This is a genomic window from Curtobacterium sp. ABR8, from assembly GCF_057812125.1.
In genome coordinates, this window is record NZ_CM173818.1 from 365591 (window position 1) to 389804 (window position 24214).

Below are 24214 nucleotides of genomic sequence, written 5' to 3' on the forward strand. Positions count from 1 at the left end.
GCGCGCAACTCCGTTCGGCTACTCCACCAACGACTGCGTCCCGAGCACGATCGCCAGCGCCAACCGTTCCGCGTCCACTGACCCCGGCACCGCCGTGTAGGCCAGGATCCGCAGGTCCTCCGGCCCGACGACCAGGGTGTCGCAGTCGAGCGTGATCAGCCCGACGTCCGGGTGGTCGATCACCTTGCGGCGGGCCGTCTCGCCCACGGTCGTCGCGCCGGAGTCCCACAGCTCGACGAACCGCGGGCTCGCGGCCCGGAGGTCCCGCACGAGCTGCTGCAGCTGCCGGTCGAGGGGGTACCGGGCTGCGGTCATCCGGAGTCCCGCGACCAGGTTCGCCTCGAACGCGGCCTGCTCCTGCGGCGTGTGCACGGCCCGGCTGCCGGACCCGACCAGGTGCCGCCACGCGGTGTTGCGTTTGTTCCCGCGCAGTGCGCCGATCGGCCCCATCAGCGCGTCGTACGGGGCGTTGGCGACGAGCAGGTTCCCCGCGGCGTCGAGGACCGCGACCGGGGTGTCCGCCAGCCGGTCGAGCAGTCGCTGCACGCTCGGCGGGATCCGCGACGGCACCACGTCCGCGCCGGGGACCGCGTGCCCGGCCAGCCGGTAGAGCAGCTCGCGGTCGGCATCGGCGACCCGCAACGCCCGCACGAGCGCCTCGACCACCTGTGCGGACGGCGACGTCGCGCGTCCCTGCTCCAGGCGGGTCAGGTAGTCAGCGGAGATCCCGGAGAGCCCCGCGAGTTCCTCCCGGCGCAGCCCGGCCGCCCGACGCCGCGGCCCGACGCTCACGCCGGCAGCCTCGGGGGAGACGTGGTCGCGCAGCCGCCGCAGGGTGTGCCCGAAGTCCGTGTCCGCCATGCCCCCAGTCTGCGCGCGACGGGCGACCGGGTCCTGGCCCTGCCGGTCCTACGACAACCGGGCGACTCCCTGCGGTCGCCACCGAGCACGACGCTGGGCCCATGACAACGACACTCATCACCGGGGCCACCCGCGGCCTCGGCACGGAAACCGCCCGCCAGCTCGTCGAGGCGGGCCACACCGTCTGGATCGGCGCCCGCGACGCCGACCAGGGCGCCGCGGTCGCCGCCGAGATCGGCGCCCGCTCCGTCCAGCTCGACGTCCGCAACGACGACTCGGTCGCCGCCGCCTTCGCGCACGTCGCCGAGAACGGCGGACTCGACGTGCTGGTCAACAACGCCGGCATCGCCGTCTGGGGGCAGAGCGGGCCCGAGGCGCTCGCCGTCTTCGACACGAACGCCGTCGGCACGATCCGCGCGACCGAGGCTGCCCTGCCGCTCCTGCGTCGCTCCGCGAACCCGATCGTGGTGAACCTGTCGAGTGCGCTCGGCTCCTTCACCGCCACCCACGACCCGTCGAAGCCGGCGTTCACCGTGCCGGCCGTGGTCTACGGCGCGTCCAAGGCCGCCGTCTCGATGCTGACGGTGCAGTACGCGCGCGTCGTGCCCGAGGTGCACTTCGTCGCGATCGAGCCCGGTTACACGGCCACCGAGTTCGGTGGCATGCCGAACCCGCACGGTCGCCCCGTCGAGGTCAGCGCCGCGACGATCGCGGCGGCCGCGAGCGCGGGCCCGGAGGGCCCGACCGGCGTGTTCCTGGAGGACGGCCAGCCGCTCGGGTGGTGACGCCGCGACGGACGGGAGGCGCGGTGCCAGCTGGCACCGCGCCTCCCGTCCGCCGTGCGGTCGCGTCTACAGCAGCTGGCGCGCGTTGGTCGACGCGAGGTCCAGCAGCTCGTCGCCGCGACCGGACAGCACCGTGCGGATGGCGTAGAGCGTGAAGCCCTTCGCCTGCTCGAGCGTGACCGCCGGCGGCATCGACAGCTCCTGCCGGTTCGCGCGCACCGAGACGAGCGCGGGCCCGTCGTGCGCGAGTGCGGCGGCCATGGCGTCCTCGAAGTCGTCGGAGACGTCGACCTTGAAGCCCTTGATGCCGATCGCCTCGGCGACGGCGGCGAAGTCCGGGTTCTGCAGCTCGGTGCCGTAGTTCACGAACCCGGCCGCCTTCATCTCGAGCTCGACGAAGTTCAGCGACGAGTTGTCGAACACGACGATCTTCACGGGCAGCTTGTTCTGCACGATCGTGATGAGCTCGCCGAGCAGCATCGTCAGGCCGCCGTCACCCGCGAGCGCGATCACCTGGCGGTCCGGGAACGCCGTCTGCGCACCGATCGCCTGCGGCACCGCGTTCGCCATCGTGCCGTGCACGAACGACCCGATCAGGCGACGCTTGCCGTTCATCGTCAGGTAGCGCGAGGCCCACACGACGGGGGAGCCGACGTCCGGGATGAACACGGCGTCGTCGGCGGCGATCCGGTCGAGCACACGAGCGACGTACTGCGGGTGCAGCGGCTTCTTCCGGCCGGCGGGGACGGCCAGGTCGTCGAGCTTCTCGCGGGTCTTCCGGTAGTGCTTCAGGGCGGTGTCGAGGTGCGTCGTCGGGTGCGAACCGGTCAGCAGCGGGATGAGGGCGAGCGCGGTGTCCTTCACGGTGCCGACCAGGCCGATGTCGACCGGGTGCCGCCGGCCGAGCTGCGACCCACGGATGTCGACCTGCACGTGCTTCGCCTTGGCCGGGAAGAACTGCTGGTACGGGAAGTCGGTGCCGAGCATGAGCACGACGTCGGCGTCCTCCATCGCGCGGTACCCGGACGCGAAGCCGAGCAGACCCGTCATGCCGACGTCGTAGGGGTTGTCCCACTCGATGTGCTCCTTGCCGCGCAGGGCGTGCACGATCGGGGCCTGCAGGCGCTCGGCGAGCGCGACGACCTCGTCGTGCGCTCCGGCGACGCCCGCACCCGCCAGGATGGTGACCTTGTCGGCACCGTTCAGCAGCTCGGCGGTGCGCTGCAGCTCGGCTTCGCTCGGCACGATCCGCGGCGTCGTGCGCTCGATGCGCGTGGTGCGGTCGTCCTTGGCCTCGGCGAGCAGGACGTCGCCGGGGATCACGAGCACGGCGACTCCGCGCTTCTCGACGGCTTCGCGCATCGCGATCTCGAGCAGGCGGGGCATCTGGGCCGGGTCGGCGACGTACTCGACGTAGACCGAGCACTCGCGGAACAGCTCCTGCGGGTGGGTCTCCTGGAAGTAGCCGGAGCCGATCTCGGCGGTGGGGATGTGCGCGGCGATCGCGAGCACCGGGACCCGCGACCGGTTCGCGTCGAACAGGCCGTTGATGAGGTGCAGGTTGCCCGGGCCGCAGCTGCCGGCGCAGACCGCGAGCTCACCGGTCAGCTCGGCCTCGGCGCTCGCCGCGAAGGCGGCGGCTTCCTCGTGGCGGACGTGCTCCCACCGGATCGTGCCGTCCTTGCGCAGGGCGTCGGTGAAGCCGTTGAGGGAGTCCCCCGGCAGGCCGTAGACGCGCGCGACGTCGTTCTTGCGGAGGGTGGCGACGATATTCTCGGCAACGGTTGGCATGCCTCCTGTCTACTCGCGGACGGCTGCGCTGAGTGCTTTCAGAGGCTCGCCGGGCCCGCTGTCGGGGTCGGGGCTGGGACGATGGTCGGATGACCGAAGCGCCGCTGCTCCGCCCCCGCCGACCGGGGCCCGACGCGGACGGCATCCTCGAGCCGTCGCCCTACCCGCTCGTGTCGGTCGCGATCGCGGTCATCGCGGTGGTCGTCATCACGCTCGTCGGGTTCGCCCTGGGCACGGTCGACCTCGGGCTCTCGAAGGCCATGAACGCCCTGCACACGGGCGCGGTCGGGGCGTTCACCACCGCGGTCTACCACGTCATCAGTCCCGCTCCGGCGATCGGGATCACCGTCGTCGTCGTGGCCGTGATCTGGTGGCGCACCCGGAGCCTCCGCCCCGCCCTGGCCTTCGGCGGCACGATCGCCGTCACCTGGGTCCCCTCCGCGGTCGTCAAGGAGATCGTCCACCGCGCTCGGCCCGACGTCGCCGTGCTGCCGCACCCGTTCCCGGTGCAACCCGACCCCGGCTACCCGAGCGGGCACACCGTCTACATCACGGCGTTCGTGATCGCGCTGATCTGGCTGCTGCGCGAGACGCGGTGGCACCGGCTCGCGCTGACGCTCGGGGTCGTCGCGATCGTCGTGGTGTTCTTCTCGGTGTCGATCGACGCGGTGCACTACCCGACCGACGCGGCGGCCTCGATCCTGTGGGCGCTCGCGGTCGCCCCGGGCGTGCGGGTGGTGTGGGTCGACTGGCTGATGCCACGGATCCCGTTCCTGCGGGGGCGGTGACCGACTCGGAACGACGTCCTCGTCGTCGTGCGACGTCGATGATGTCGTTCCGGGTCGGGCCCGACCGGGTCAGGCGAGGCGGGTGCGCCCCCGGGCGACGAGCAGCGCCACGACGGCGACCACGGCGGACGCGAGCATCACGACCGCCAGCGGCGCAGCCGTCGCCGAGCCACCGATGCTGACGAGCGGCGACACCAACGCGGCGAGCCCGAACTGCAGCGCACCGAGCACGGCCGACGCGCTGCCGGCAGCAGCGGGGACCGCACCGAGCGCGAGCGCCGTCGCGTTGCCGAGCACCAGGCCGAGCGAGCCGACCGCGGTGAACAGCGGGACGGCGAGCCAGAACACCGGCGCCGAGAAGACGACGAGCAGTGCGAACACGACCGTCGACGCGAACACCAGGGCGATGCCGAGCGACAGCACACCGGTGACCGAACGGGTCTCGGTGAGCTTGGCGGACACGATGCTCACCCCCATCAGGGCCAGCGCGTTCAGCCCGAACGCCAGGCCGTAGCCGACGGTGCCGAGCCCGATCATGTCCTGGTACAGGAACGGGGAGGCCGAGATGTAGGCCATCATCACGGCGAACGCGAAGCCGAACACGGCGATGTAGCCGAGGAACGTGCGGGAGCGGAGCGCGCGGAGCGGCGAACCGGAGCCCTTGCGTTCCTCGCGCAGCACGTCGCGGTGGGCCTTGAGGTGGGTCTCACGGATGACGGCGAGCACCGCGACGAGCATGACCACCGACAGGCCGAGCACGATCGACAGCAGTCCGCGCCAGCCGATCGGGCCGGTGAGCAGGCCGCCGAGCAGCGGTGCGACGACGGGGGCGACCCCGCCGACGATCATCATGAGCGAGAACGCGCGGGCGGCGGGCTTGCCGGTCGCCAGGTCGGAGATGACCGCACGGCTGATCACCATGCCGGCGGCGCCACCGAGTCCCTGCAGGAGTCGTGCGGCGATGAGCACGCCGGTGTTCGGGGCGACGACGGCGGCGACGCTCGCCAGGACGCACAGTGCCGCGCCGGCGATGAGCGGCGGCACGCGGCCGAACCGGTCGGACAGTGGCCCGAAGACGAGCTGGCCGGCCGTCACGCCGACCAGGAACGCGGTCAGTGTGAGTTGCACGGTGGTGGCGCTCGCACCGAGTTCGGTGGTCATCTGCGGGAACGCCGGCAGGTACAGGTCGGTGGCGAAGGGGGCGACGGCGCTGAGCAGGCCGAGCACCAGCAGCAGCGGGGTCGTGATGCCCTGCTGCCTGGTCGTGGGTGTCGCGACGTGCGCGCGGATGGTTCCGGTGTCCGTGGTCATTGTTATGAAAGCATAACTCAGTGCCGATCCTCGGTACAGTACGGACATGCACTCCGCCGTGTCCGACCGCGTCCTCGCCGACCTCGCCGACGTCGTGCTCCGGATCTCGCGGGAGATCGACCCGCACGGTGCCGGGGCGCTCGACATCGTGCCGCTCACCGGGACCGAGGCGCTCGTGATGCGCTGGGTCGACCGCAACCCCGGCACCTCGCCGAGCGCGACGGCGGAGGCGACCGCACTCCAGCGCAGCAACCTCAGCGTCGCGCTGCGGTCCCTCGTGTCGAAGGGGATGGTCGAACGCCGGCACGACCCGGACGATGCGCGGACCGTGCAGCTGCACTCGACGGACCTGGCGCGCGAGAGCATCGGACGCCTCCGCGCGCACTGGGCCGGCAAGCTCCGGGACGCGCTCGGCGACGACGACGGGGTGTCCGATGCGGTCGCGCTGCTCGACCGCATCGACCACGGACTCCGCGGGGTCTAGTCCTCCGGCGCGTCGTCCTCGATCGGGAGCAGCCGACGAGCGCCGTGCCCCTCGTCGCCGAGCGTGTCGCCCGGGTTCACGACCGAGCACGCACCGAGTGAGACGCAGCCGCACCCGATGCACTGCGTCATCTCCTGCTGCAGCCGCTCGAGTTCGAGTTGGCGGGCCCGCAGTCGCGCACGCCACCGTTCGTTCAGTCGGTTCCAGTCGCGCAGGGACGGCATCCGGTCGGCCGGCAGTGTGCCGAACTGCTCGGCGACCTCGCTGAGCGGGATGCCGAGCCGCTTGGCCACCTGGATGATCGCGATCCGGCGTTCGACGTGGCGCGGGTACATCCGGGTGCCACCGTCGGTGCGCTCGGGTCGGATCAGGCCCTTGCGCTCGTAGAAGTGCAGGGCCGACGCGGCGACCCCGGTGCGACGGACGATCTCGCCGATCGGCAGCAGGTCGGTCGGACGCGGCGGCTGGATCTCGACCATGGTCGAGATCCTACGGCGGGCGGACGGGAGGCGCGGGGCGGGCCCGCCACGGGCCTCCCGTCCGTCCGTCGGCCGGGTCTACCGCTGCTGGAACGACTCCCAGAGCAGGAACGCGGTGAACAGGACGAACGGCGTGCACGCGACCACGTTGAGCCAGCGGTGTTCGACGACCACCGCGACGAACTCGCGCAGGAACGCGCTCGGCACGTAGTACGGCGCCGTGCGTGCACCGACGACCTGCGCCGGCAGGTCGAGCCGGCGGGCCAGGGTGGCGGCGCGGAGCACGTGGTAGTCGTTCGTGACCACGACGACCTGACCGTCCCGCCCGGCCCCGGCCTGCACGGCCCGCGAGAACCGCAGGTTCTCGCGGGTGTTGCGGGACTCGGTCTCGGGCAGGACGTCGTCGGGCTCCGCGCCGTTCGCCAGCAGGTACTCCGCCATCGCCGTGCCCTCGGCGCGGGGTTCGTCGTCCCCCTGCCCTCCGGAGGGGATGAGCAGCGGCCGACGCCCGGCGGCCCGCTCGGCGCGGTACACGACGAGTGCGCGGTCGAGGCGGCTGCGGAGCAGTGGCGGCACCTCGCCGCGGATCAGGCCGGAGCCGAGGACGACGATGGCGTCCGGCACGGCCCCGTGACGCATCCGGCCGTACACGACGGAGTACACGGCGAACGCGACGAGCGACACGGCGAAGTACCCGCAGACGAACACCATCAGCACGGCGACCGCGATCCGGGTGCCGTCCCAGAGCGTGAACCCCGCGCCGCTCGCCGACACGAACAGTGCGATCGCCACCGCGGGCAGCACGAAGACGAGCACCCCGGCGAGCAGGGAGAGCGTGTTGCCGAGGCTGCGCCCCTCGGAGCGGAGCATCCGGAACCCGTTCGCGATGAGGGCCACGCCGAGCACGACCACCGCGAGCGGCACGAGCAGCAGCACGGTGCCGACGACCAGGCTGAACCCGGGCACCACGAGCGTCAGGGCGGCCACGGCCGTGGCGAGCGCGAAGAACGCGGCGGCCGTCAGGAACACCCCGTTGCGGAGCATCCGCGGGTCCCGCCGCCTGCTCACGACGTACAGCAGCAGGAAGACCAGCGCGAAGACGGCGGGTGCACCCACAGCGGTCATCGGGCGGCCGAACGGAGCGCGGTCATGCGCTCCACGCTACCGGTCGAGGGTCAGGAGACCGCCCGGCGGATCAGGTCGGCGACGGTCGCTTCGTCCGTCGCGGAGAACTCCGGCGTGATCACGCCGGTGGGACGATCATGCACCCGATCACGCTCGCTGCGCCCGTCCGACGGCGCTGGTGGCAGGCTCGGACCATGACCTACATCGCCAGCGACGACCGCTACGACTCCATGACGTACCGCCGCACCGGCCGCTCCGGCCTCGACCTGCCGCTGCTCTCCCTGGGGTACTGGCACAACTTCGGCGACGACGTGCCGTTCGAGACGCAGCGCGCGATCAGCCGTCGGGCCTTCGACCTCGGCATCACGCACCACGACCTCGCGAACAACTACGGTCCGCCGTACGGTGCCGCCGAGGTGAACTTCGGGCGCCTGATGCGTGAGGACTTCCGCCCCTACCGCGACGAGATGGTCGTGTCGACCAAGGCCGGGTGGGACATGTGGCCGGGGCCGTACGGCCAGGGCGGCGGCTCGCGCAAGTACGTGCTCGCCTCGCTCGACCAGTCCCTGCAGCGCACGGGCCTGGACTACGTCGACGTCTTCTACTCGCACCGACTCGACGCCTCGACCCCGCTCGAGGAGACGATGGGGGCGCTGCACACCGCCGTCCAGCAGGGGAAGGCGCTCTACGTCGGCATCTCGTCGTACGATGCCGACCGGACCCGGCAGGCCGCCGCGATCCTGCGCGACCTCGGCACCCCGCTCCTCATCCACCAGCCGTCCTACTCGATGCTCAACCGCTGGATCGAGACCGAGGGCCTGCTCGACGCCGCCGGCGAGCTGGGCTTCGGCGTGATCGGGTTCACCGCCCTGGCGCAGGGCCTGCTCACCGGCAAGTACCTGGACGGGGTCCCGTCGGACTCGCGCGCCGCCGCCGGCAAGTCGCTCGACGCGTCGAGCATCACCCCCGAGGTCGTCGGGCACCTCCGGGCGCTGGACGACGTGGCCTCGGCCCGCGGGCAGTCCCTGGCGCAGCTCGCCCTGGCGTGGGCGCTCCGTGACGACCGGGTGACCTCGCTCGTGATCGGGGCGTCGAAGGTGTCGCAGCTCGAGGACAACGTCGCGGCGCTGGCGAACACGTCGTTCACCGACGAGGAGCTCCGCACCATCGACGAACACTCGGTCGGCATCACCGACGTCGACCTGTGGGCGGGAGCGCGCGCCGGCGAGGTCTCCTGACCGCTGGGGCTACCGGCGGTCCGGCCCCGCGCCCACCGGCGTGCGGCCGCGCAGTCGCTCGCGGCTGAGCGCGGGCAGCGCGAACCCGGTGTCGCGCTCGAGCACGTGGGTGCCCGGCGCGACGATGGCGTCGATCGCGTCGAGCAGCCCGTCGTCGAGGACGATCTCGGACGCCTGCACGTAGGCGTCCACGTGCGAGACGGTGCGCGGTCCGATCACCACGGAGGACACGTCGGGGTGGGTCAGGGCGAAGGCCACCGCGAGCTCCGACACGGTGAAGCCGGAGTCGTCGGCCAGGCGTCCGAGCCGGTCGGCGACCTCGAGCTTCCGACGGTTCCGCGGTGCGCCGATGTCGTACGCGTCCGGGTGCTCGTCGACGTGCGGTGAGCGGGGTTGGACGGTGCCGGCACGGTAGGTCCCCGCGAGCCAGCCGCCGGCGAGGGGTGCTCCTGCCAGCACCCCGAGGCCGAAGCGACGGGCGATCGGGAACACCGTGCGCTCCGCCGTGCGGGTGAGGACCGAGTAGGGCACGTGCGTCGCGGTGGCGCTCTTCGACCCGGACCGGAGCCACTGCGCCTCGACGAGTTCCTCGGCGGGGAACCCGGGGATGCCGAAGGCGCGGATCTTGCCCTGCGCCACGAGGTCGGCGAGGGCGTCGAGCGTCTCGTCGAGCGACGTCGCCGGGTCCGGCAGCGCCGGCTGGTACAGGTCGATGACGTCGGTGCCGAGCCGCTGCAGGCTCCGCTCCACGGCACGGAACATCCACCGCCGCCCGTTGCCCCGGTGCGCCGGGTCCTGGTCGACCGGTGCGCCGAACCGCACCGACAGGAACACGTCCTCGCGCCGACCCGCGATCGCCGTACCCACCGCGGTCTCGGCGAGGCCCGCGCCGTCGGCGTCCGAGACGTCGACCGACGTCACGCCGCGGGTGAGGGCCTCGAGCACGAGGGTGACGCCGGCCGACGGGTCGTGGGCCGCGACGCCGGCGACGGCACGCGTCCCGAGCGTCAGCGAGCTGACGGGCGCCCCCGTGCGCCCCATGCGTCGCTGTTCCATGCGCGCCACGATATGGGCCGGGCGGGACGCGGGACCCTCCGGTGACGAAGCATTACCCCTGGCCCGGACCGGAACGATTGGTACGATGGGCGCAGTTCTGAAACACGCAGTGTGTATCTACCGGCCGCCGGCTCCCCGGCGGACAACGGCGGCACCCGATGGGTCCGCCCCCCACCGAACCGGGCCGGGCCGAGAAGGCACACCCCCATGCTCCACACCAGTCCCACCCCGTCCGCGCCCACCGCGGACCGCACGGACACCACGACCGCCGGCGACGCCTCGCTCGTCTCCCTCGCCGGACGCTGGTACTTCCCCGTGGCGTTCATCGCCCGTCTGCCCTTCGCGATGATGGTCGTCGGGGTCCTCACCCTCGTCGTCGCCGCGCGTGACTCCGTCGCCCTCGGCGGCGTCAACTCCGCCTCGGTCGGCATCGGTGCCGCGGTCTTCGGGCCGCTCGTCGGCGCCGCCGCCGACCGGTTCGGCCAGCGTGCCGTGCTCGTCCCCGTCGGCCTCGTCAACGCTGCGCTGCTCGGTGCGTTCCCCTTCGTCGTCAGCGGCAGCGCTCCCGACCTGGCCGTGCTCGCGATGGCGTTCTGCATCGGGGCGTCCGCGCCCCAGGTCGCGCCGATGTCCCGCACCCGGCTCGTCGCGATCATCGCGCAGCGCATGCAGCCGGCCCGCCGCGAGAAGACCCTCAGCGGCACGATGGCGTACGAGTCGGCCGCCGACGAGACCGTCTTCATCATCGGACCGTTCCTGGTGGGCATCCTCGCCAGCGCGATCGCCCCCTGGGTGGCCGTCGCCGGTGCGTCGGCGCTGACCTTCGTGTTCGTGACCGCGTTCGCGTTGCACCCCACCGGCAAGCTCGTGCTCGGGCAGCACGAGGAACTCACCCAGGCGCCGGCCCGTCAGCTCCTGCGACCGCGGCTCGTCGTCGTGGTCGTCGGGATCCTCGGCATCGGTCTGTTCTTCGGCTCGACCCTGACGTCGCTGACGGCGTTCATGGAGACCCACGGCGAGGCGTCCCAGGCGGGCCTGCTCTACGGCCTGATGGGCATCGGATCGGCCGGGCTCGCCCTCGGGTCCGCCGCGTTCCCACGGTCGTTCGGCCTCGGGTGGCGCTGGCTCGTGTTCGGGGTCGTCCTGCTCGGCGGTGCGATCGCGTTCTCGCAGGCGGACTCCGTCGTGGCGGTCGGCATCGTCCTGGCGATCATGGGCGTCGGGATCGGCCCGACCCTGGTCGCCCAGTACAGCCTCGGTTCTGACCGCTCACCGGTCGGCCGCTCCGCGACCACGATGACGATCCTGGGGTCCGCCGTGATCGTCGGGCAGTCGATCGCCTCCGCGGTCACGGGCGACCTGGCGGAGCAGCACGGCACGTCCGTCGCGATGGTGCTCCCCGCGGCCTCGGCAGCGGTCGTCGTGCTGGCGGCCGTCGTCAACCTGCTGCTGCGTCGCCGTACGGCCGCCTGACCGTCAGGACTCGGTGTCGTCGACCAGCAGGTCCTCGTGCCGGTAGTCGTCCGCCCGCAGCCCGGCGCGGGCGATCATGTGCGTCGAGACGGGCACCAGGAACAGCTGGAACACCATGATGGGCAGGACGACCCAGAACGCCGTCCAGGTCCCCACTGCGACCACGATCGCGGCCAGGGCGAACGCGAGCCCGAGCACCTGCGGCTTCGCCATGGCGTGCAGGCGGACGAGCGGGTCCGGGAACCGGACGATGCCGACCCCCGCGCCGAGGGACAGCACCGAGCCGACCAGCAGCAGGGCGAGTGCGATCCACGCCCGCACGCCGGCACCGTCGAGGAACGCCTGGATGATCTCGGTCACGACTGCTCCTCTTCTTCGACGGCGTGCTCGGGGGTGGTGGCGGTGAGCCCCTCGTCCGACGGGTCCGACGACGGGGTGACCGCTCGGGCCACCGCGATGGTGGCGAACACGCTCGTCGCGGCGATGACCACGAGCACGGGGATCCCGGTCAGGTCGCGCCGGACCACCATCGACGCGGCGATCACGACGAGCACGGTCGTCAGGACCATGTCCGATCCGATCATCCGGTCGAGGATCGTCGGGCCGCGCACGATCCGGAACACCGCGAGTGCCAGGGTGGCGCCGAGCAACGCAAGGACGAGGGCGATGCCGATCCCCATGACGACGACGGCGGCGCTCATCGGGTGACCTCCGGCAGCGGTTCGGACAGTTCGGCGACGTCCTGCTTCGACCCCAGGGCGCGGATGACCATCGCCTCGATGCCGACGGCCTCGCGTCGGGCCGCCTCGACCTGTCCGACCCGCTCGGTGTCGAGCACGTGCAGCAGCAGGCGCCGGCGCCGGAGGTCGACGTCGGCGACGTACGAGCCGGGCACCAGCGAGATCGCGAGCGTCGCCAGCGTGAAGGTCATCTCGGCGGTGGAGTGCAGCTGGACGAGCGTGATCGAGCTGCGGCGGACGCCCCGCGGCCGGAACGCGACCCAGGCGACCCGGAAGGACGCCACGACGACGAGGCCGGACCACACCACCAGGAACCGGACCGCGTGCACGATCGAGAACCGCGCCGACAACGGGACGGGCGGGAGCGGCAGCGCCTGGGTGACCAGGAGTGCGACCACGATGCCGCACAGCAGCGTCAGCGGAGTCCACGAGCCCCAGAGCAAGGCCCACAGGACGGTCAGGCCTGCGACGAGCGGGACGTCGTACCGCCACGCCACCGCGATGCGGCGGGCGTTCGCGACGTGTCGGGTGTCGGTGTTCACCGGTCACCCCCGAGGACTGCCTGCACGTACCGGTCCGGTGACTCGAGCGACTCCGCTGCGCGGGTCGCGTAGCCGTAGAGCGGGCCGGCGACGACGGTCAGGGCGACGGATCCGAGGACCGCGACCGTCGTCACACCGACGAGCATGCGCGGCAACCGGACCGTCGTCGGCGCCTCGCCGACCGTGGCGGTCGACCCGGTGGTCGGACGGGAGGCACTGCTCACGTGGGGTGCGTCGGTGACCGTCACCGAGCCTCCCGGGTGGAAGGCCTCACCCGTCTCCTCGGAGACCGTCAGGGGGGCGGGTTCCGGCGACCGCAGGTGGGCGTGCGGCTCGGCGGTCGTCGCGTGCGGCGCCGCGGCCTCGGCCGCGGGCTTCGGCCGCCAGAAGGCGGCGTCCCACACGCGCATCAGCGCGTAGAGCGTCAGGAGCGACGTGACCACACCGGCGGCGATCGTGACGTACGCCATCGGGGAGCCGTCCTCGGCGGCGGCGCGGAACAGCCCGAGCTTGCCGATGAAGCCCGAGAACGGTGGGATGCCGCCCAGGTTGAACGCGGGGACCAGGTACAGCGCCGCCAGCAGCGGAGCAGCCTTCAGCAGGCCGCCGAGCGACCGGGTCGACGTGGTCCCGCCGACGCGTTCCATCAGGCCCGACACCAGGAACAACGTGGTCTGCACGACGATGTGGTGGACCGTGTAGAACACCGCGGCCGCCGTCCCCGTGACCGTGCCGAGGCCGACGCCCATCACCATGAAGCCGATGTGGCTGATGAGCGTGAAGGACAGCAGCCGTTTCACGTCGGTCTGGGACACCGCGCCGAGCACCCCGACCACCATCGTCAGCACCGCCACCACGAGCAGCACGGTGTTCAACTGCGGCCCGGGGAAGATCACCGTCTCGAGGCGGATGATCGCGTAGATGCCGACCTTCGTCAGCAGGCCGGCGAAGACGGCCGTGACCGGGGCGGGAGCGGTCGGGTACGAGTCCGGCAGCCAGAACGCCAACGGGAAGACCGCCGCCTTGATGCCGAACCCGATGAGGAGCATCGTGTGCAGGAGCAGCTGCACGTGCTCGGGCAGCTCGGCGACGCGCTCGCTGATCTGGGCGATGTTGACGGTGCCGGTCGCGCCGTAGACCAGGCCGATCGCGGCGAGGAAGATCGCCGACGCGATCAGGCTGGTCACGATGTACGTGGTGCCGGCCCGGACGCGCTGTTCACTGCCGCCGAGGGTGATGAGCACGTAGCTCGCCACGAGGAGCATCTCGAACGCGACGTACAGGTTGAACAGGTCACCGGCGATGAACGAGTCCAGCACACCGGCGGCCAGGACGAGGTAGGTCGGGTAGAAGATCGTGACCGGCGCCTCGCCGTCGTCAGCCGCGAGCCCCTGACCGATCGAGAACAGCAGGACGATGAGCAGCACGCTCGCGCTCACCGTGAGGAGCAGGGCGCTCAGGCGGTCGACCACGAGCGAGATGCCGTACGGGGCGTCCCAGCCGCCGACCTGCACGACGATGGTGCCGTGGTGGTCGACGAGCACCATGAGGGTCGCGGCGACGGCCAGGGCGACGACGAGCACCACGACGGTGATCGCCCGCTGGAGCTTCTGGTGACGCAGCAGGCCGAGTGCGACGGCCGCGCCGAGCAGCGGGACGAGGACGAGGAGCGGGACGAGCCAGGTCATCGGGTCGCCTCCTGTTCTGCGTCGGTGGTGGTCTCCGGGTCTTCGTCGGCGGGTTCGTCGCGATCGCGTCCGATGGCGGCGTCCGCTTCGTCGACCTCGACCTCGTCGGCGCGGGACAGCTGCCACGAGCGGTGGATGAGGGCGAGCAGGAACGCGCTGACGGCGAAGGTGATCACGATCGCGGTCAGGGCGAAGGCCTGGGGGAGCGGGTCGGTGATGCCCTCGGCGGACTTGCCGATCGGCGGGTTGCCGGCGGCGCCGGACATCACCAGCAGGAGCAGGTTCAGGGCGTTGCCGAGCAGCAGGAAGCCGAGCAGCATCCGGGTCAGGGAGCGTTCGAGCAGCAGGTAGACGCCGCAGGAGAACAGCACGGCCATCGCGATCACGAGGACGAGGGTGACGGTCATGTGGCGCTCCCTTCCGGGGTGGGTGCCTCGAGGGTGTCGCGGACGGACCCCTCGGTGGTGTCGCGCGTGGGCGCCCCGGCGTCCTCGAGGCGTTGCCGGTCGACCTCGGCGCCGAGGCTGCGGAGGACGTCGAGCACCAGGCCGACGACGACCAGGTACACGCCGATGTCGAAGAACGTGGCGGTGACGAACTCGACGTGGCCGAGGATCGGGACGGTCGCCTCGAAGAACTCGGAGTACAGCGCCTCGCGACCGAAGAACAGCGGCACGATCGCGGTGATCGCCGCCGTCGCGACGCCGAGCCCGAGCAGTCGACCGGCGCGGACCGGTGCTGCGGCTCCGAGCTCGGCGGGGCCGCCGGCCAGGTAGCGGGCCGCCAGGGCGATGCCGGCGACGAGGCCACCGGCGAAGCCGCCGCCGGCCGCGTTGTGCCCGGCGAACAGCAGGTAGACCGACAGGACGATGAGCCCGTGGAACAGCAGCCGGACGACCACGTCGAGGAGCGCGGAGCGGCCGGTCGGGATCGCGGCGCTCGTCGGCAGCCAGGCGCGCGGTTCGCCGTCGGTGCGCTGGCCGTCGGCCGTCAGGGTCTCCGGCAGGTCACGGAGGCGCGGCAGCGTGTCCTCGCGGGAGTTCACGAAGATCAGGCTCGCGACGCCCGTCGCCGCGGCGACGACGACGGTGAGCTCCCCGAGGGTGTCCCACCCGCGCAGGTCGACGAGGGCGACGTTGACGACGTTGAGGCCGTGCCCGAACGAGCTCGTGAGCGCCGGCAGGTCCGGCCAGATCGGGTCGGCGGTGCGCGCGGACGCGGCGACGATGACGACGATCGCCAGGGTCAGGCCGGCGAGGCCCGCGAAGAGCGCACGGACGATGCGGAACCTGCTCGGGTTCGTCGTCGCGATGCGCGGGGGGAGCCGCCGCAGCACCAGGACGAACGCGATGAGGGTGACGGTCTCGACCACGAGCTGGGTGAGCGCGAGGTCGACGGCGCCGTGCAGGACGAACAGGACGGACATGCCGTAGCCGGTCACGCCCACCAGGACGGCGGCGGCGAAGCGGGTCTTCGCGGTGAGGACGGCGATGGCGCCGACGGACATCACGATGACGACCGGGATCTGGCCCCACGAGTCGGAGAACCGGACGTGGAACTCCCACGGCCCGCCGAGCACGAGGTTCGCCAGCGCTCCCGCGACGAACACCGACAGGATCACCGTCAGGTAGTAGGGGAGCGAACCGCGCTGGACTCCGGCGGTCAAGCCCGTCGCGAAGCGGTCGAGGCCCCGCATGAGGTGCCGGTACGTGCCGGAGGCGCTCGGGAACCCGGCGAGCCGGTGCTGCAGTGCTTCGACCGGACGTCGCAGGGCGAACAGCGCGAGACCGCCGACCAGGGTGACGGCCGAGATGCCGAGTGCCGGTTCGAGGCCGTGCCAGAGGGCGAGGTGGGGGACTTCCTCGCCGGCGAGCGAGGCCACCGTCGCCGCGGGCTCGAGGCCGTGCGCGACGACCGGCGTCAGCAGGCCGAGGGCGAGACCGGTCAGGGCCAGGATCGACGGCACCACGCCCAGGCCGTGCAGGGCGTGGGGTTCGGTCTGGGCGACGTCGGGCTTGCGGGCGAACGCGCCCCAGAAGAAGCGGAGCGAGTACGCCACCGTCAGCACCGAGCCGAGCGTCACACCGACCAGGGCGAACCACGCCCAGCCGGCGTCGGGGCCGTGCAGGGACTCGGTGAAGCCGGTCAGCACGGCTTCCTTCGCGACGAAGCCGATCGTCGGTGGGATGCCGGCCATCGACACGAGTGCGAGCGCGGCCACGACGGCGAGCCACGGTGCCTTCCGGCCGAGGCCGCTCAGGCGTCCGAGGTCGCGCGTGCCGGTGGTGTGGTCGATCGCGCCGACGACCAGGAAGAGGGTGGACTTGAACGCGGCGTGCGCCACGAGCAGGGCGACCCCGCCGAGCGCCACCGCGGGCACGCCCCACCCGGCTGCGAGCACGAGGAACCCCAGCTGCGCGACGGTGCCGTAGGCGAGCAGGAGCTTGAGGTCGGTCTGGCGGAGCGCGCGGTAGCCGCCGATGAGCATGCCGAGGACACCGAGCACGGTGATGGTCTCGCGCCAGCCGTCGAGCAGTGCGAAGGCCGGGGCGAGCCGGGCCACCAGGTAGATGCCCGCCTTCACCATCGCCGCGGCGTGCAGGTACGCGCTGACCGGGGTCGGCGCGGCCATCGCGGCCGGGAGCCAGAAGTGGAACGGCACGATGGCCGACTTCGTGAGCGCACCGAGCAGGACCAGGACCACGGAGACGGTGACGATCGGACCGGTCGGCGGGGCGGCGATGATGCCGGAGAGCGAGGTCGTGCCCGCTGCGACCGACAGCACCACCAGGCCAGCGAGCATCGCCAGGCCGCCGGCGGTGGTGACGACGAGCGCCTGCATCGCGGCGGCACGGCTCGCGCGTTTGTCGGCGTCGTGTCCGATGAGCAGGTACGAGAAGACCGTGGTGGCTTCCCACAGGACGAAGAGCACGATGACGTCGTCGGCGAGGACGAGGCCGAACATCGATCCGGCGAACGCGGTCAGCACGCCCGCGAACCGGCCGATCCCCGGTTCGTCCCGCCCGAAGTACGCGGCGCAGTACACGAGCACGAGCGCCCCGACGATCGACACCACGAGTGCGAGCACCCACGACAGGGCGTCCATCCGCAGTGTGATCTCGAGGTCGAGCTGCGGGACCCACCGGTGCCGTTCGACGACGCTGCCGTGCAGGGCCGCGTCCGTCTGCAGCACCGTCAGCACGGCGGCGGCTGCGGGTGCGAGGGCCGCGACGTAGAACACGCGGCGGCCGAGGACGGGGGTCAGGGCGGGGACGATCAGGGCGACGATCGCGAACGCGACGAGGACGAGGACCATCGGGCACCTCCTCGGGGTCGGGCTGCAGTCCGGCTCACTGGGCCCTCACAGCCTACGAAGAGCGGCATGTGGAGAACCTGTGCGACCGGACAGGCTGCCCGCGCTCGGTTCACACTGTGAACACCACTCTGCCCGTGCTCCCGGCGGGCTGTCCGGCCCACGTCGCCCCGACGTTCGACAGGGCCACGGCCGTCGCGTCGACCCGGACGGTCCCGTCCGCGATCGCGCCGACGATGCCCGGGAGCTCGGCGACGAACCCGGCGCGACCGACCGAACCCTGGCCGCTGCCGACGAGCGTCAGGCCGGAGGAACGCAGCGCGGCGGACGGGATCGTCGCCTCGTGGCCCGCGGTGGAACCGATCGCGATCCAGTCGAGTCGGCGGCCCGGGTCGGTGCGGGCGGTGACGACGGCGCGCATCACGTCCGCCGCGGGCTGGCCCCAGACGTAGTCGATGACCACGTCGACGTCCGCCGCCGCTGCGCCGAGGGCGTCCACGTCGGCCAGTGGCAGCACGACGTCGGCACCGAGCGCGGTGAGGCCGGCCAACCGCTCCGCGTTGCGCCCGCTCGCGATGACGTGTGCGGCTCCGAGGTGCTTCGCCACCTGGACCGCCGCGGTGCCCGATGCCCCGGTCGCGCCGAGCACGAGGACGCGGCTGCCCCGGGTGAAGTCGATCCGCCGGCGCAGGGCCACCCACGAGGACAGCACCGGGTTGACGCCCGCGGCGACGGTGACGGGGTCGGCGCCGTCGGGCAGGACCACACTCGCCCGTGGATCGACCGCGACGCGCTCGGCCATGGTGCCGCGGGTGTCGCTCGCGACGGCGACGTACCGGAGCGTGCCGTCGGGGAACCGGGCGACCCCGTCGACGCCGGGGACCAGGGGGAGCGCGCCCTCGCTGGTGTAGTGCGAACCGTCGGCCTGCGACCGGACCCGCGGGTGGAGCCCGGCCGCGACGACGTCGACGACGACCTCGCCGGCTCCGGGGGTCGGTTCGTCGAACTCCTGCCAGGTCGGGGCCTGCTCGAACCTCGTGACGACTGCTGCGTGCATGGTGTCCTCCATTTGCTTCGTGTTGCGAACAAAGTAGTTCGCATCACGAAGTTCGTCAACTAGGCTGGAACCGTGCAGGAGATGACCGAGGACGAGCAGCTCGTCGATGCCCTGGGCGAATCCGCGTTCCGGACCATGGGCCCACTGACGGGGCTCGCGGCCGATGCGGGGTTGTCGCTGACGCAGCTGCGGGTCCTCGCGATCCTGCGTGACCGTCGTCTGCGGATCGGTGACCTGGCGCAGTACCTGGGGCTCGAGAAGTCGACGATGACCGGGCTGGTGGCGCGCGCGGAGAAGAAGGGCTTGCTCGCTCGGCAGCCGAACGCGGACGACGCCCGCGCGGTGGACGTCGTGATCACCGACGCCGGCCTCGAGGTGGCGCGTTCGCTCGAGGGTGCGATCCGCGATGCCCTGTTGCCGCTCACCGCTCGGTTGCCGGAGCGGGACCGGCGGCAGCTGCGCGGGCTCCTGGAGCGGATGCTGCGCTGAACCCTCAGCGGCCGTGCGCGCGCGACGGGATCTGCGTCGCGAGCTTGCCGCCGGAGACGTCGAGCAGGGTGCCGGTGATGTACGCCGAGGCGTCGCTCGCCACGAACACGAGCAGGTCGGCGACGTCGTCGGCGGTCTCCCACCGGCGCAGCGACAGCGTGTCGAGCAGGCGGTCCTGCGCCTCGGTCGGCATGGTGGCGAACCCGTTCATCGCGGTCGGGACCATGCCCGGCGCGTACGCGTTGACCGTGATGCCCCATGGACCGAGCTCCGATGCGAGTACCCGGGTGAACGAGACGACCGCGGCCTTGGACGCCGCGTAGGCCGCACTGCCGACACTCGGCACGATCGCGGCGAACGAGGCGGCGTTGACGATCCGACCCCGTCCCGCGGCCTGCATCACCGGCGCGACGGCCTGGCTCATCAGGAAGGTGCCGCCGAGGTTGACGTCCATGCAGCGGCGCCAGGCATCCCACTGCAGCTCGGCGACGGTGCCCTCGACGTTGATGCCGGCGTTGTTCACGAGCACGTCGATCGTGCCGTGGCGCGCGACGACCTCGTCGACGGCGGCGCGGACGGACGCCGGGTCGGCGACGTTGCACACGACGTGGTCGAGCGGGAACTCGGGCTCGAAGCCCAGGTCGAGCGCGACGACGCGGCAGCCCTCTGCGACGAACCGGTCGGCGAGCGTCCGCCCGATCCCGCGTGCTGCTCCGGTCACGACCACCACACGGTCGGTCAGGTCGAGGTGCATCGTTGCTCCTGTCGTCGGTGCCTTCAATAGGCATACTATTCGAGCATGACGGATCAGCGTGTGCTCTGGGTCACGGGTGGGGGCAGCGGCATGGGGGCCGCGAGTGCCGAGGCAGCGGCACGTGACGGCTGGTCCGTGGTGCTCAGCGGGCGTCGTGTCGACCGGCTCGAGCAGGTGGCAGGTGCCATCCGGGACACCGGTGGCACCGCGGAGGTCCTGCCCCTCGACGCGAACGACCCCGACGCGGTGGCAGCCGCGCGGGACACCGTGCTCGAACGGCACGGCCGACTCGACGGCCTCGTGCTGGCGGCCGGGCTCAACGCCCCGCGACGCCGGTGGGCCGACCAGTCGCTGAACGACTTCCGCGCGATCGTGGACACGAACCTCACCGCCGTCGTCACGCTGGTGGACGCCGCGCTGCCGGCACTCCGCGCGGCCGGCGGCGTGGTCGTGGTGGTGTCGTCGTACGCCGGGTGGTCCTTCCAGCCGGGGGCGGGTGTCGCGTACTCCGCGAGCAAGTCCGCGCTCGCGTCGGTCGTCCGGACGCTCAACCAGCAGGAGGCCGAGCACGGCGTGCGTGCCACGCACCTGTGCCCGGGCGACGTCGCGACCGACTTCCTCGACCAGCGGCCGGAGGTCCCCGACGCGGCCGCCCGGCAACGCATGCTCCAGCCGGAGGACGTCGGGCGCACGGTCGCCTTCGTGCTCGGGGCGCCGGCGCACGTGCGCATCGACGAGCTCGTGCTGTCGCCGGTCTCGCAGCGGTGACGAGCACCTTCGAGCGGGTCCTCGACCAGGTCGGGGCCGCCGTCGTCTCCGGTGAGGTCGCCGTGGGCAGCCGCCGGAGCGTCGACGACCTGGTGGCCTGGACGGGCGCCAGTCGCAGCATCGTCCGCGAGGCCGTCCGCGTCCTCGTCGCCCTCGGCCTGCTCACCGCGCGGCGCCGGGTCGGCGTGACCGTCCTCGGCGTGCGGGAGTGGGACGTCCTGGACCCGCGGGTGGTGCGGTGGCGGCTGCAGGGTCCCGACGGTGACCGCGTGGCGGTCGAGCTCCGCGAGCTGCGTGCGGCGGTCGAACCCGTCGCCGCTGCCGCAGCGGCCCAGCGGGCAGCGCTCGACGGGTGCGCGGACCGTCGGGAGGCCCTCCGCGCCACCGCGGACGAACTCGCCGCCGCCGCGACCCGCGACGACCGCCTCGGCTTCGTGATCGCGGACGTGCGGTTCCACGCGCTCGTGCTCGACCTGTCCGGCAACGCGCTGTACCGACGACTGCACCAGGTCGTCGGCCAGGTGCTGCGCGAACGCGGGAGCGTCCGCCCGGACCGTCACGACGTCGGCCTCCACCTCGCGCTCGCCGATGCCGTCCTCGACGGTCGCCCGGACGAGGCGGCCTCGACGATGCGGGCGATCGTCGACCGCACGTGAACGGAGCACCCCGGACCTGCGAGGATGGACCCGGCGCGCCCCTCCGGCGCCCGTGGAGGGTGAGTCGTGGACGCAGCACAGGACCTGGTGGTCCAGCTCGTCGGTACCCCGTGGGCGTTCTTCGTGGTCGGCCTCGTGCTCGCCGTGGGCAGTGTCGCGGTCTTCCTGCCCAGTCAGGCACTCGTCGTCGCGATCGGCACGCTCCTGGTGGGCGGTGACGGCGGCCTCCTGTCGGTCCTCTTCCTCGTCGTCGCGGCCTCCATCGGCATGGTCATCGGCGACCTCGGGCTCTACCACCTGGCGCGCTCGGTCGACCTCGGCTCGCGGTCGTGGTTCGCGCGGCCGAAGGTCCGTGCGGCCCGGGACGCCATCGACGGCCGCTACCGAGCCGCCCCCGGGCGCATCGCGGTGCTCGGACGCTTCATCCCGATGGGCCGGCTGACGACGAACCTGGTCGGCGCGGACAGCGGGCTCGACCTCCGGCGGTTCCTGGTCAGCTGCGTGCTCGCCGACGTCGTGTGGGCCGCGTACTGCGTCGGCATCGCCTCGGCCACCGGGCGCTGGAGCCGCGAGCAGCCCTTCCTCGTCACGACCCTCGCGGTCGTGGCGTCGATCCTGCTCGGCCTCGCGATCTCCGCGATCGAGAAGGCCGTACGACGTCGCAACGAGGCGGCGGCCGCGGCCTGACGAACGTAGGGTGGGCTCACCGTTCGAAGGAGAACCCGTGCTGCTCGACGATCTCGTCCCCGACCCTGACGCGCTCGAGCGCATCGCCACCGGCAGCACCTGGGCGGAGGGGCCCTGCTGGATCCCGGCGACCCGCACCCTGCGGTGGTCGGACATCCCCGGGGACCGGATCCTGCAGTGGCACGCCGACTCCGGCGAGACGACCTCGTACGCCGACGGAGTCGAGTTCACCAACGGCAGGACCCTCGACCGCGACGGCAGCGTCGTGCAGTGCTCGCACGGGCTGCGGCGGGTGGAGCGGGACCGCGACGGCACGGTCACGCCGATCGTCGACGCCTGGGACGGCGGCCGGCTGAACTCGCCGAACGACGTCGTCGTCGCCCGCGACGGCAGTGTGTGGTTCACCGACCCGGCCTACGGCATCACGCAGCCGCGCGAGGGGCACCCCGGTGTGCGCGAGTACGGCGACCACTGGACGTTCCGCTGCGGGCCGTCCGGCGAGGACCTGCGACCCGTGGCGACCGACGTCGACGAGCCGAACGGCCTGGCGTTCGACCCGTCCGAGCAGGTGCTCTACATCGCGAGCTCGTCGGGGGACGAACCGGTCATCCGGGCCTACGACCGCCGCGGTGAGAGCGGCGAGCTGCTCAAGAACGGTCGGGTGTTCGCGCGACTCGCGCCCGGCGAGGGCGCGCCGGACGGGATCCGCGTGGACGTGCACGGCAACGTGTGGTCGTCGTCACACCGCGGTGTCGTGGTGTTCGACCCGTCCGGCGATCGGATCGGCGAGGTGGCCGTCCCCGAGGTCACGTCGAACCTGTGCTTCGGCGGTGACGACGGCACCACGCTGTTCCTGACCGCGACGACCTCGGTGTACCGGATCGCCACGACGACGCGGGACGCTGCCGTATCCTGACTCGGCCATGCAGTGCGACTACTTCGACCGCGGGGTGTGCCGGTCGTGCACGCTCATGGGGCAGCCCTACGCCGACCAGGTCCTCGACAAGGAACTCCGCACCCGCGAACTCCTGCACGACGCCGTCGAGGCGGCTGGCGGCCCCGGAGCGGTCGCGTGGTCGCCGGCGATCACGAGCCCCGAGGCCGGGTACCGGAACAAGGCGAAGATGGTCGTCGGCGGCTCGACCGAGCACCCGACGGTCGGCATCCTCGACCACCGGCAGCGCGGCGTCGACCTGCGGCACTGCGGGATCTGCACGCCCGGCATCCGGCACGCGCTGCCCCTGCTCGCCGAGTTCGTCACGACCGCGGGGCTGATCCCGTACGACGTCGCGGCCCGACGCGGCGAGTTGAAGTACGTCCTGGTCACCGAGTCGCCCGACGGCGAACTGATGGTGCGGTTCGTCCTGCGGTCCGAGGGGCAGGTGACGCGGCTCCGCCAGCACCTCGACGTGCTGCGCGAGGTCCTGCCGAACGTGGTGGTCGTCACGGCGAACCTGCTGCCCGAGCACAAGGCCGTGACCGAGGGGGACCGCGAGATCGTGCTCACCGAGAAGGAGACGCTGCCGATGCGCCTCGGTGGGATCACGATGCACCTGCGGCCGCAGAGCTTCTTCCAGACCAACACGGCCGTCGCCACCGAGCTGTACGCCCAGGCCTCGGCGTGGATCGACGAGCTCGACCCGGCGTCGATGTGGGACCTGTACTGCGGCGTCGGTGGGTTCGCCCTGCACGCCGCACGGCCGGGTCGAGTGGTGACCGGCATCGAGACGAGTGCCGAGGCGATCCGATCGGCGAAGCAGTCCGCGCGCGAGGCCGGGCTGGAGGGCCTCCGGTTCGCCGCCGACGACGCCACCGAGCACGCACTCCGCGCCCGGCCCGACGCCGTACCCGAGCTCGTCCTGGTGAACCCGCCGCGACGCGGGATCGGGGAGACACTGTCGACCTGGCTCGAGGGATCAGACGTGCAGCACGTCGTCTACTCGAGCTGCAACCCCGTGACCCTGGCGAAGGACCTCGCGCGCATGCCGTCGTTCCGACTGCGTCGCGCCCGGGTGCTCGACATGTTCCCCCAGACCGGCCATCTCGAGGCCGTCACCCTGTTGTCGCGGACGTGATCCGGGCCTCCCGGTCGTCATTGCCAGGGAATTGCCAAGGTGACGTACCCGGGT

At 72.2% G+C, this 24214-nt stretch carries 25 protein-coding genes; 11 read left to right on the plus strand and 14 right to left on the minus strand.

The genetic code is table 11. From position 1 onward, the window contains the following. Positions 1 to 18: 18 nt before the first annotated feature. Positions 19 to 861, minus strand: coding sequence for a helix-turn-helix transcriptional regulator (locus ACXKZB_RS01785; RefSeq protein ID WP_488824468.1), 843 nt, complete (start codon positions 859 to 861; stop codon positions 19 to 21). Positions 862 to 962: 101 nt separating this feature from the next. On the opposite strand from ACXKZB_RS01785, the gene ACXKZB_RS01790 reads away from it, so the two are divergent. Further along, positions 963 to 1646 (plus strand): SDR family NAD(P)-dependent oxidoreductase, encoded by a 684-nt coding sequence (locus ACXKZB_RS01790; RefSeq protein ID WP_488824469.1) that lies wholly within the window; start codon positions 963 to 965, stop codon positions 1644 to 1646. A gap of 66 nt (positions 1647 to 1712) precedes the next feature. Here ACXKZB_RS01790 and poxB read toward each other — a convergent pair whose 3' ends face one another. Further along, complete coding sequence (gene poxB, locus ACXKZB_RS01795; RefSeq protein WP_488824470.1) at positions 1713 to 3437, minus strand: ubiquinone-dependent pyruvate dehydrogenase; 1725 nt, start codon at positions 3435 to 3437, stop codon at positions 1713 to 1715. A gap of 89 nt (positions 3438 to 3526) precedes the next feature. Here poxB and ACXKZB_RS01800 point away from each other — a divergent pair, with 89 nt between their 5' ends. After that, positions 3527 to 4225, plus strand: a complete 699-nt coding sequence (locus ACXKZB_RS01800; protein ID WP_488824471.1) for a phosphatase PAP2 family protein — start codon at positions 3527 to 3529, stop codon at positions 4223 to 4225. A gap of 69 nt (positions 4226 to 4294) precedes the next feature. Here the strand turns inward: ACXKZB_RS01800 and ACXKZB_RS01805 are convergent, their stop codons facing one another. Continuing rightward, a complete protein-coding gene (locus tag ACXKZB_RS01805) occupies positions 4295 to 5536 on the minus strand; it encodes a multidrug effflux MFS transporter (RefSeq protein ID WP_488824472.1) in 1242 nt (413 codons plus the stop codon). A 46-nt stretch (positions 5537 to 5582) separates the two neighbouring features. Here ACXKZB_RS01805 and ACXKZB_RS01810 point away from each other — a divergent pair, with 46 nt between their 5' ends. After that, positions 5583 to 6020, plus strand: coding sequence for a MarR family winged helix-turn-helix transcriptional regulator (locus tag ACXKZB_RS01810; RefSeq protein ID WP_488824473.1), 438 nt, complete (start codon positions 5583 to 5585; stop codon positions 6018 to 6020). Here ACXKZB_RS01810 and soxR read toward each other — a convergent pair. Further along, positions 6017 to 6499 carry a redox-sensitive transcriptional activator SoxR gene (gene soxR / locus ACXKZB_RS01815; RefSeq protein ID WP_488824474.1) on the minus strand — a complete coding sequence of 161 codons (483 nt, stop codon included), beginning with the start codon at positions 6497 to 6499 and terminating at the stop codon, positions 6017 to 6019. The genes ACXKZB_RS01810 and soxR overlap by 4 nt on opposite strands. Before the next feature lie 78 nt (positions 6500 to 6577). Continuing rightward, on the minus strand, positions 6578 to 7624 hold the full coding sequence (locus tag ACXKZB_RS01820; protein ID WP_488824475.1) for a YdcF family protein: 1047 nt from the start codon (positions 7622 to 7624) through the stop codon (positions 6578 to 6580). 194 nt (positions 7625 to 7818) lie between these two features. Between ACXKZB_RS01820 and mgrA the strand changes: the two genes are divergently transcribed. Then, complete coding sequence (gene mgrA / locus ACXKZB_RS01825; RefSeq protein ID WP_488824476.1) at positions 7819 to 8862, plus strand: L-glyceraldehyde 3-phosphate reductase; 1044 nt, start codon at positions 7819 to 7821, stop codon at positions 8860 to 8862. Between the two features lie 9 nt (positions 8863 to 8871). Here the strand turns inward: mgrA and ACXKZB_RS01830 are convergent, their stop codons facing one another. Further along, the gene (locus ACXKZB_RS01830; RefSeq protein ID WP_488824477.1) at positions 8872 to 9918 is read right to left on the minus strand and encodes an aldo/keto reductase; all 1047 of its coding nucleotides are present in this window, start codon (positions 9916 to 9918) and stop codon (positions 8872 to 8874) included. A gap of 207 nt (positions 9919 to 10125) precedes the next feature. On the opposite strand from ACXKZB_RS01830, the gene ACXKZB_RS01835 reads away from it, so the two are divergent. Continuing rightward, a complete protein-coding gene (locus ACXKZB_RS01835; protein ID WP_488824478.1) occupies positions 10126 to 11391 on the plus strand; it encodes an MFS transporter in 1266 nt (421 codons plus the stop codon). A gap of 3 nt (positions 11392 to 11394) precedes the next feature. Here the strand turns inward: ACXKZB_RS01835 and ACXKZB_RS01840 are convergent, their stop codons facing one another. The 7 genes from ACXKZB_RS01840 to ACXKZB_RS01870 all read right to left on the minus strand — a co-directional run bounded on the left by ACXKZB_RS01840 (position 11395) and on the right by ACXKZB_RS01870 (position 18731). Then, positions 11395 to 11751, minus strand: coding sequence for a cation:proton antiporter (locus tag ACXKZB_RS01840; RefSeq protein ID WP_396289919.1), 357 nt, complete (start codon positions 11749 to 11751; stop codon positions 11395 to 11397). Further along, positions 11748 to 12092, minus strand: a complete 345-nt coding sequence (locus tag ACXKZB_RS01845; RefSeq protein ID WP_222659222.1) for an MrpF/PhaF family protein — start codon at positions 12090 to 12092, stop codon at positions 11748 to 11750. The genes ACXKZB_RS01840 and ACXKZB_RS01845 overlap by 4 nt, the downstream gene beginning before the upstream one ends. Next, positions 12089 to 12673, minus strand: coding sequence for a Na+/H+ antiporter subunit E (locus tag ACXKZB_RS01850; protein WP_488824479.1), 585 nt, complete (start codon positions 12671 to 12673; stop codon positions 12089 to 12091). The genes ACXKZB_RS01845 and ACXKZB_RS01850 overlap by 4 nt, the downstream gene beginning before the upstream one ends. Further along, entirely contained in the window at positions 12670 to 14361 is a 1692-nt protein-coding gene (locus ACXKZB_RS01855; RefSeq protein WP_488824480.1) for a Na+/H+ antiporter subunit D, read from the minus strand. Before ACXKZB_RS01855 ends, ACXKZB_RS01850 begins: the two co-directional genes overlap by 4 nt. Beyond that, complete coding sequence (locus ACXKZB_RS01860) at positions 14358 to 14768, minus strand: Na(+)/H(+) antiporter subunit C (protein WP_123310844.1); 411 nt, start codon at positions 14766 to 14768, stop codon at positions 14358 to 14360. Before ACXKZB_RS01860 ends, ACXKZB_RS01855 begins: the two co-directional genes overlap by 4 nt. Continuing rightward, entirely contained in the window at positions 14765 to 17677 is a 2913-nt protein-coding gene (locus ACXKZB_RS01865) for a Na+/H+ antiporter subunit A (protein ID WP_488824481.1), read from the minus strand. Before ACXKZB_RS01865 ends, ACXKZB_RS01860 begins: the two co-directional genes overlap by 4 nt. A 109-nt stretch (positions 17678 to 17786) precedes the next feature. Beyond that, positions 17787 to 18731, minus strand: a complete 945-nt coding sequence (locus ACXKZB_RS01870; RefSeq protein WP_488824482.1) for a quinone oxidoreductase family protein — start codon at positions 18729 to 18731, stop codon at positions 17787 to 17789. An 81-nt stretch (positions 18732 to 18812) separates the two neighbouring features. On the opposite strand from ACXKZB_RS01870, the gene ACXKZB_RS01875 reads away from it, so the two are divergent. Continuing rightward, positions 18813 to 19220, plus strand: a complete 408-nt coding sequence (locus ACXKZB_RS01875) for a MarR family winged helix-turn-helix transcriptional regulator (RefSeq protein ID WP_261784259.1) — start codon at positions 18813 to 18815, stop codon at positions 19218 to 19220. A 4-nt stretch (positions 19221 to 19224) separates the two neighbouring features. Here the strand turns inward: ACXKZB_RS01875 and ACXKZB_RS01880 are convergent, their stop codons facing one another. Further along, entirely contained in the window at positions 19225 to 19974 is a 750-nt protein-coding gene (locus ACXKZB_RS01880) for an SDR family NAD(P)-dependent oxidoreductase (RefSeq protein ID WP_488824483.1), read from the minus strand. A 45-nt stretch (positions 19975 to 20019) separates the two neighbouring features. Here ACXKZB_RS01880 and ACXKZB_RS01885 point away from each other — a divergent pair, with 45 nt between their 5' ends. The 5 genes from ACXKZB_RS01885 (at position 20020) to rlmC (ending at position 24160) form a co-directional block, all read left to right on the plus strand. After that, a complete protein-coding gene (locus ACXKZB_RS01885) occupies positions 20020 to 20742 on the plus strand; it encodes an SDR family oxidoreductase (protein ID WP_488824484.1) in 723 nt (240 codons plus the stop codon). After that, positions 20739 to 21398 carry a FadR/GntR family transcriptional regulator gene (locus ACXKZB_RS01890; RefSeq protein ID WP_488824485.1) on the plus strand — a complete coding sequence of 220 codons (660 nt, stop codon included), beginning with the start codon at positions 20739 to 20741 and terminating at the stop codon, positions 21396 to 21398. Before ACXKZB_RS01885 ends, ACXKZB_RS01890 begins: the two co-directional genes overlap by 4 nt. A gap of 66 nt (positions 21399 to 21464) precedes the next feature. Further along, positions 21465 to 22085 carry a DedA family protein gene (locus ACXKZB_RS01895; protein ID WP_488824486.1) on the plus strand — a complete coding sequence of 207 codons (621 nt, stop codon included), beginning with the start codon at positions 21465 to 21467 and terminating at the stop codon, positions 22083 to 22085. Between the two features lie 37 nt (positions 22086 to 22122). Then, a complete protein-coding gene (locus ACXKZB_RS01900; RefSeq protein WP_488824487.1) occupies positions 22123 to 23001 on the plus strand; it encodes an SMP-30/gluconolactonase/LRE family protein in 879 nt (292 codons plus the stop codon). Between the two features lie 7 nt (positions 23002 to 23008). Beyond that, positions 23009 to 24160, plus strand: coding sequence for a 23S rRNA (uracil(747)-C(5))-methyltransferase RlmC (rlmC, locus tag ACXKZB_RS01905; RefSeq protein ID WP_488824488.1), 1152 nt, complete (start codon positions 23009 to 23011; stop codon positions 24158 to 24160). Positions 24161 to 24214: the final 54 nt, after the last annotated feature.

What these genes read in the sequence shown, in the direction of transcription:
- ACXKZB_RS01785 (WP_488824468.1), bottom strand. Translation starts at nt 861, where the DNA reads ATGGCGGACACGGACTTCGGGCACACCCTGCGGCGGCTGCGCGACCAC.
- ACXKZB_RS01790 (WP_488824469.1), top strand. Translation starts at nt 963, where the DNA reads ATGACAACGACACTCATCACCGGGGCCACCCGCGGCCTCGGCACGGAA.
- poxB (WP_488824470.1), bottom strand. Translation starts at nt 3,437, where the DNA reads ATGCCAACCGTTGCCGAGAATATCGTCGCCACCCTCCGCAAGAACGAC.
- ACXKZB_RS01800 (WP_488824471.1), top strand. Translation starts at nt 3,527, where the DNA reads ATGACCGAAGCGCCGCTGCTCCGCCCCCGCCGACCGGGGCCCGACGCG.
- ACXKZB_RS01805 (WP_488824472.1), bottom strand. Translation starts at nt 5,536, where the DNA reads ATGACCACGGACACCGGAACCATCCGCGCGCACGTCGCGACACCCACG.
- ACXKZB_RS01810 (WP_488824473.1), top strand. Translation starts at nt 5,583, where the DNA reads ATGCACTCCGCCGTGTCCGACCGCGTCCTCGCCGACCTCGCCGACGTC.
- soxR (WP_488824474.1), bottom strand. Translation starts at nt 6,499, where the DNA reads ATGGTCGAGATCCAGCCGCCGCGTCCGACCGACCTGCTGCCGATCGGC.
- ACXKZB_RS01820 (WP_488824475.1), bottom strand. Translation starts at nt 7,624, where the DNA reads ATGACCGCTGTGGGTGCACCCGCCGTCTTCGCGCTGGTCTTCCTGCTG.
- mgrA (WP_488824476.1), top strand. Translation starts at nt 7,819, where the DNA reads ATGACCTACATCGCCAGCGACGACCGCTACGACTCCATGACGTACCGC.
- ACXKZB_RS01830 (WP_488824477.1), bottom strand. Translation starts at nt 9,918, where the DNA reads ATGGAACAGCGACGCATGGGGCGCACGGGGGCGCCCGTCAGCTCGCTG.
- ACXKZB_RS01835 (WP_488824478.1), top strand. Translation starts at nt 10,126, where the DNA reads ATGCTCCACACCAGTCCCACCCCGTCCGCGCCCACCGCGGACCGCACG.
- ACXKZB_RS01845 (WP_222659222.1), bottom strand. Translation starts at nt 12,092, where the DNA reads ATGAGCGCCGCCGTCGTCGTCATGGGGATCGGCATCGCCCTCGTCCTT.
- ACXKZB_RS01855 (WP_488824480.1), bottom strand. Translation starts at nt 14,361, where the DNA reads ATGACCTGGCTCGTCCCGCTCCTCGTCCTCGTCCCGCTGCTCGGCGCG.
- ACXKZB_RS01860 (WP_123310844.1), bottom strand. Translation starts at nt 14,768, where the DNA reads ATGACCGTCACCCTCGTCCTCGTGATCGCGATGGCCGTGCTGTTCTCC.
- ACXKZB_RS01865 (WP_488824481.1), bottom strand. Translation starts at nt 17,677, where the DNA reads ATGGTCCTCGTCCTCGTCGCGTTCGCGATCGTCGCCCTGATCGTCCCC.
- ACXKZB_RS01870 (WP_488824482.1), bottom strand. Translation starts at nt 18,731, where the DNA reads ATGCACGCAGCAGTCGTCACGAGGTTCGAGCAGGCCCCGACCTGGCAG.
- ACXKZB_RS01875 (WP_261784259.1), top strand. Translation starts at nt 18,813, where the DNA reads ATGACCGAGGACGAGCAGCTCGTCGATGCCCTGGGCGAATCCGCGTTC.
- ACXKZB_RS01880 (WP_488824483.1), bottom strand. Translation starts at nt 19,974, where the DNA reads ATGCACCTCGACCTGACCGACCGTGTGGTGGTCGTGACCGGAGCAGCA.
- ACXKZB_RS01885 (WP_488824484.1), top strand. Translation starts at nt 20,020, where the DNA reads ATGACGGATCAGCGTGTGCTCTGGGTCACGGGTGGGGGCAGCGGCATG.
- rlmC (WP_488824488.1), top strand. Translation starts at nt 23,009, where the DNA reads ATGCAGTGCGACTACTTCGACCGCGGGGTGTGCCGGTCGTGCACGCTC.